Below are 6,000 nucleotides of genomic sequence, written 5' to 3'. Positions count from 1 at the left end.
GCAGTCTATTATGGAAAAAATTGAAATAATCTATGATCAATCAAAAAAAGAATATAAAAATGGGTTATTGAACTTTTATTACTTATATAACATAATTCATAATCGAGATAAGAGTGAATGGCTTGAATTCGCGAACAAACGAAGTTCCATACTTGTTGAAGATATATATTGGTATTCATGCTCACCATATTTATATTCATCATTTACTAATGTTCCAAATGCTGTTGCTGATACAACAAAATTGAAAGATTTTTTATCTTGCTTTGACGAATATGATAAAAATAAGTTTAAGCCAAATCGTTTGAATCTTCCTGCAATGACTGAAGTAATTATGTTAGCTTGCGCAGCAAATTCATTCTTTAGAATTGGAATGTATCAGGATTATATTGTAATGGGTAATAAAGCACTGAGAGAAATCGCCTCAGTAAAAAATGTATTTGATTATATAAAAGAACGATTAAGTAATTCGCAACTGATTCAATTGGATGAGTGCTTAAGATTGTATAGAAAAAAGGGGGGCTAACCCCTTTTATTTTTAACGTACTCTCCCCACCAATTCATCAATTCAACTCGCTGCACGAGGTAAGTAGAACGATTGTATGCTTTTCTAACTTCATTTTTATCACTGTGGGCTAAGGCAGACTCAATAACATCAGGATTTAATCCTGCTTCATTCATAGCTGTGCTTGCTATTGAACGCAATCCATGAGCAACTAATTTTCCGCCAAAACCAATACGTTTTAAAGCTGCATTTGCAGTCTGACTGTTCATTGGTTGTTTTGGGTCATTCCGACTTGGAAAAACATATTCACGATGAGCGCTGATTGGCTTCATCACTTCCAGAATATCTAAAGCCTGCGTCGATAAGGGAACAATATGCTCACGCTTGGCCTTCATCCGCTCGGCTGGAATAGTCCAGAGCTTCGCTTCGAGATCGATCTCTGCCCAATGAGCACCGGAGGCCTCAGAAGGGCGCACAAGCGTCAGGAGTTGCCATTCAATGAGACAGCGAGTTGAAACAGAGAGATTTGACATCACCAAAGAACGCATGAGTTTTGGTAACTCTTCTGGGCGTAGCGTCGGCATGTTTTGCTTTTTAGGTTTCTCAAAAGCCATCCCAACACCTGATGCTGGATTGGCATCAATCAGACCAGTGTTTACGGCATAAATCATTATCTCGTTAATGCGCTGCACCAGACGGCGCACAGTCTCAAGTGCTCCACGTGCTTTTATTGGCTCAAGAGCTTCAACCAGTGTCCGGGCTTTGATTTGCTGAACGGGGATCTCACCGATGGAAGGGAATACATCTTTCTCCAGTGAGCGCCAAATGTCTTTTGCGTAATCAGGGGTAACGCTTTTGCTTTTGAGCTGGAACCAGTTAGCGGCGACCGTTGAAAAAATACTGTCCAGTGCGATTTGCTGCTCTTCCTCTGCAACTTCAGCTTGAATCTGAGGGTCGATTCCGTTGGCTAATAAGGCAAGGTAATCCGCTCTTAACCCTCGGGCATCAGCAAGTGAAAGAGCAGGGAAGGCACCGAGCCCCATCATTGTTCGCTGCTTTGTTGCCGGACGTTGATAACGGAAACGCCAGAGCTTTTTCCCGCTGGTTTTCACTATCAGGAAAAGCCCATCGCCATCATGCAGCGTTAGATCCTTCTCTACAGCTTTTGCGCGCAGAACTTCGGTGTTTGTCAGGGGGCGTGTTGTCCGTGCCACTGTGGCCGCTCCTTCATGAATTGGTATACGTTTTTAGGTATACATCCTACCGTATACCTAAACGTATACCAATAATCACTGGATTTAGCCGGATGTTCTCGGACAACGACAGACACAAAAAAGCCCGCAGGGCTTGTGCCATGCGGGCTTTCTGTACTTCACCAGACGTATCCGGATCATCATTTGGTGGAGCTGGCGGGAGTTGAACCCGCGTCCGAAATTTCTACATCCTCGGTACTACATGCTTAGTTTGTCTTTACATTCGCACGTCAGCTGCGGACAAACACGCCACTAACGAACTAGCCTGATTAGTTTTAACGCTTCAACCCCAGGCAGGGCTTCCACGCGATCTCTTTTGGGTTTGACCTCTCTTTGATCCCCGTCTTAAGAGCGGAAGCTAGGGAGAGAGGGCTCTTAGCAGGTTATTAAGCTGCTAAAGCGTAGTTTTCGTCGTTTGCGACTATTTTTTTGCGGCTTTTAACGAGGCAAACCGCCCCTCGGCATGCACCTTGGGTTTCGCAAATCCCGTCGAATCCAGAATCAGCCCCAATAGTGTTGAACTCAGTATACCAGATTTTACTTCCTCGATACCAGCCCGAAACGCTAACTTATTGAATAGTACAATAAGTGCGCAGAATCAACGTCCTGCGTTTTTCATGATACGTGCTTTGTCGAGCTGCCATTCGCGTGCTTTCAGGTCAGTACGCTTGTCGTGCTGCTTCTTACCTTTCGCAACGCCGATTTTCACTTTGCACCAGGCGTTTTTCCAGTACAAAGAGAGCGCAACCACGGTAAAGCCTTCACGGTTGATGCGTCCGTAGAGGGATTCCAGTTCGCGCTTGTTCAGCAGCAGCTTGCGGGTGCGGGTTGGATCGCAGACGTAATGTGAAGAGGCAACGGTCAGCGGCGTAAAGTTCGCGCCGAACAGAAAGGCTTCACCGTCTTTCAGGATCACGTAGCTGTCGCCAATGTTGGCTTTCCCGGCACGCAGCGATTTTACTTCCCAGCCCTGCAACGCAAGGCCGGCCTCGAATTCTTCTTCGATGAAATACTCGTGGCGAGCACGCTTGTTGAGCGCAATGGTCGCCGAACCAGGTTTATGTGCTTTTTTCTTCGTCATAAGTGTCGTAAAGCCGTCGGTAATCTGATTTTAAAAAGTCACCTCATTGCGTCCTGTGAGGTCTAACGCGCTATCTTAGCACGAGATAAGGCTTAGCGTTTTTTTAACAGGTGATAAATGTTATTATTTGTCTGTTGTGTGACCATGGAAAATGCTATGCCTCAGATTAGCCGTTCTGCGCTTGTTCCCTACAGCGCGGAACAAATGTATCAGTTAGTGAACGACGTTCAGTCCTATCCGGAATTTATACCGGGATGCACCGGTAGTCGGGTGCTGGAATCCGGCCCGACGCAGATGACTGCGGCCGTGGATGTCTCCAAAGCGGGGATCAGCAAAACGTTCACCACGCGCAATACCCTGACGAGCAATCAGAGTATTTTGATGCATCTGGTGGATGGTCCGTTTAAAAAATTGATGGGAGGGTGGAAGTTTACGCCGCTGAGCGCAGACGCCTGCCGCATTGAGTTTCATCTGGATTTTGAATTTACCAATAAGCTGATCGAACTGGCGTTTGGCCGTATCTTCAAAGAACTGGCCTCGAATATGGTTCAGGCGTTCACCACGCGCGCCAAAGAGGTTTACAGTGTCGCATAAGATTGCTGTTGAGGTGGTGTATGCGCTGCCGGAGAAGCAGTATTTGCAGCGCGTGACGCTTGAAGAAGGGGCCACCGTTGAGGCGGCTATCCTGGCGTCCGGCATTCTTGAGCTTCGCAGCGACATTGATCTGGCGAAGAATAAAGTCGGCATCTATAGCCGTCCGGTAAAGCTTGGGGATGTGCTGAAAGAGGGTGACAGGGTTGAGATTTATCGACCTCTGATTGCCGACCCGAAAGAGCTGCGTCGGCAGCGAGCGGAGAAATCCGGTAAGTAGCGCTTTCTTTTCCCCGGTGGCGCTGCGCTTTCCGGGGCTTCAATTCTGCGCAAATAAACATACACAAAAAAGGTGCTCATTGAGCACCTTTTTGCGTTGCTGACGCCTGATTATTTGGTCAGGGCAGGCTTGTTGTCGATATTGGTCAGCACACCAGCACTGCTGAAGGTCAGGGTCAGGGTTTGCTGGCTCACGTCTTCATGACCAGGCTGCTGGCGGAATACATAGAACCAGGTATTTGTACCGAACGGATCGGACATCATCGGGGTTCCCAGTGCATAAGCGACCTGCTGTTGTGTCATTCCCACACGGATTTTGGACACATCGTTAGGGGTAAGGTAGTTCCCCTGGTTGATGTCAGGACGGTAAACCACTTTCTCCAGAGTGGAACAGCCTGCGGTCAACATCAGAAGAACCGCTGCGGCAGCGGTCAGCGTTTTACAGCGCATAGTGATTTGATTCCTTTTCGGGCCCGAGCAGTACGCGGCTCATATGTAATATGCCGATGATAATAGACCTTGCCCCACTTTGAAACCGGTCTGGCGGCGTTTTTGTTGTTCTGTATGACCCTGAGATCCCGAAAAAGTTTATGCCGCCAGCAGTTCTTTCGCATTAGCGAGCGTATTGCGCGTGACTTCACTGCCCCCGAGCAGGCGTGCCAACTCCTGCAAGCGTGCGCGTTTATCCAGCTGCTTCATGTGTGTTTCCGTCATTTCGCCGTCGGTTTCTTTACTGACGATAAAGTGATGATGACCACAGCCGGCTACCTGAGGCAGGTGTGTCACACACATGACCTGCGTCGATTCACCCAGCTGACGCAGCAGTTTGCCGACAACGGCCGCCGTCGGGCCGCTGATACCCACATCCACTTCATCGAAAATCAGCGCCGGGGTTTCCATTTTACGGGCGGTGATCACCTGAATGGCCAGGGCGATACGCGACAGTTCACCGCCGGAAGCCACTTTCGAAATAGCCTGTAAAGGCTGGCCCGGGTTGGTGGTGACGCGGAATTCAATGCGGTCTGCGCCTTCCGCCGTCAGGTGATTTTCTTCAAAGCGAACGTCGATGGTGAACACCCCGTGCGGCATCGCCAGGGTATGCATGCTGTCGGTAATGTGTTGGCTAAGCTCCAGCGCATAGTGTTGGCGCACATCGTGCAGCCGTTTCGCCGTTTCCAGCGCCTGCTGGTGATGCAGATTTACCGCCAGAGACAGGGTTTCGAGGGAATCGGCCTGATCGTCCAGCTGTTGTTGTTCTTCCAGCAGAGATTGATAGTAATTCGGCAGTTCTTCCGGAGTAACGTGATGCTTACGCGCCAGTGAAATCTGACGGGAGATACGTTGCTCAAGTTCGAACAGACGGTTCGGGTCGAGATCCAGACGTTCACAGTAGTGGCGCAGTTCATCCCCGGCTTCTGAAATCTGAATCGCGGCCTCTTCGAGCATCTCCAGTACGCCAGACAGCTTATTGTCCATGCCGGTCAGCTCGGTAACAAGCTGGCGAACGTTGTACAGCTGGCTCTGCAAGTTCACATCCTCGCCATCTGCCAGCATGTTCAGGGCATTCTGGCTGGTGGAAAGCAGCTGACCGCTGTTGGCCAGACGCTTGTACTCCTCGTCGATTTGCTCAAATTCCCCCGCCTGCGGGTTAAATTCGTTCAGCTCTTTCAGCTGATACTCCAGCAGCTCGGCGCGGGCGGTACGCTCCTGGCTTTGCTGCTGATGCTGCGCAAGTTCGCGGCAGCTTTGATGCCACTGACGATAGTGCTCCGCCATCAGTTGAGTAAGCGCATACTCACCTGCGTAGCCATCAAGCAGGGCTTTCTGTTGTTCGGGTTTGATTAACTGCTGATGCGCATGCTGACCATGGATCTGGATGAGCAACTGGCCCAGCTCGCGAAGCTGGGAAAGAGGGACCGCCGTGCCGTTGATAAAACCACGGGAGCGGCCATCATTGCTGATGACGCGGCGAAGTAAACACTCACGTCCGTCTTCCAGCTGGTTCGCTTCCAGCCAGCGCAGGGCGGCAGGCGTGTCTTTTAACGAGAAGCGGGCGCACAGGTCTGCACGGGCTGCGCCTGTGCGCACCATATCACCCTCTGCACGACCGCCGAGGCACAAGCCGAGGGCATCAATGGCAATGGATTTACCTGCGCCGGTTTCACCGGTAATCGCCGTCATTCCGCTATGGAAGTCGATCTCAAGCTCACGAACAATGGCAAAGTTGCTGATGGTCAGTTGTGCCAGCATAATTGTTTTCCTGTATGAAAAACCATAACTGTGTTTGTATACAG

At 49.7% G+C, this 6,000-nt stretch carries 6 protein-coding genes, 1 other RNA gene and 1 pseudogene; 3 read left to right on the top strand and 5 right to left on the bottom strand.

Annotated features, from left to right (window positions below; translation table 11 throughout):
• A pseudogene (locus tag INF58_RS20685) lies at positions 1 to 523 on the top strand (hypothetical protein); the annotation flags it as partial.
• Here the strand turns inward: INF58_RS20685 and INF58_RS20680 are convergent.
• The 3 genes from INF58_RS20680 to smpB all read right to left on the bottom strand — a co-directional run bounded on the left by INF58_RS20680 (position 520) and on the right by smpB (position 2,836).
• A complete protein-coding gene (locus INF58_RS20680) occupies positions 520 to 1,716 on the bottom strand; it encodes an integrase domain-containing protein (protein WP_193528408.1) in 1,197 nt (398 codons plus the stop codon). The pseudogene INF58_RS20685 and the gene INF58_RS20680 overlap by 4 nt on opposite strands.
• A 184-nt stretch (positions 1,717 to 1,900) precedes the next feature.
• Positions 1,901 to 2,264, bottom strand: a transfer-messenger RNA (tmRNA) gene (gene ssrA / locus INF58_RS20675).
• A gap of 89 nt (positions 2,265 to 2,353) precedes the next feature.
• Positions 2,354 to 2,836, bottom strand: coding sequence for an SsrA-binding protein SmpB (smpB, locus tag INF58_RS20670; protein WP_003863115.1), 483 nt, complete (start codon positions 2,834 to 2,836; stop codon positions 2,354 to 2,356).
• 156 nt (positions 2,837 to 2,992) lie between these two features.
• Between smpB and INF58_RS20665 the strand changes: the two genes are divergently transcribed.
• Positions 2,993 to 3,430 carry a type II toxin-antitoxin system RatA family toxin gene (locus INF58_RS20665; protein ID WP_227415147.1) on the top strand — a complete coding sequence of 146 codons (438 nt, stop codon included), beginning with the start codon at positions 2,993 to 2,995 and terminating at the stop codon, positions 3,428 to 3,430.
• Positions 3,420 to 3,707 (top strand): RnfH family protein, encoded by a 288-nt coding sequence (locus INF58_RS20660; protein ID WP_131637726.1) that lies wholly within the window; start codon positions 3,420 to 3,422, stop codon positions 3,705 to 3,707. Before INF58_RS20665 ends, INF58_RS20660 begins: the two co-directional genes overlap by 11 nt.
• A gap of 110 nt (positions 3,708 to 3,817) precedes the next feature.
• Here the strand turns inward: INF58_RS20660 and bamE are convergent, their stop codons facing one another.
• Both bamE and recN read right to left on the bottom strand, forming a co-directional pair.
• Entirely contained in the window at positions 3,818 to 4,156 is a 339-nt protein-coding gene (bamE, locus tag INF58_RS20655; RefSeq protein ID WP_063450054.1) for an outer membrane protein assembly factor BamE, read from the bottom strand.
• 138 nt (positions 4,157 to 4,294) lie between these two features.
• A complete protein-coding gene (recN, locus tag INF58_RS20650; protein ID WP_193528406.1) occupies positions 4,295 to 5,956 on the bottom strand; it encodes a DNA repair protein RecN in 1,662 nt (553 codons plus the stop codon).
• Positions 5,957 to 6,000: the final 44 nt, after the last annotated feature.

Source organism: Enterobacter cloacae complex sp. P24RS (assembly GCF_014982165.1).
Classification (GTDB): domain Bacteria; phylum Pseudomonadota; class Gammaproteobacteria; order Enterobacterales; family Enterobacteriaceae; genus Enterobacter; species Enterobacter quasihormaechei.
Note: the sequence above shows the minus strand (reverse complement) of the source record. Positions and strands in the feature narration are given on the sequence as shown.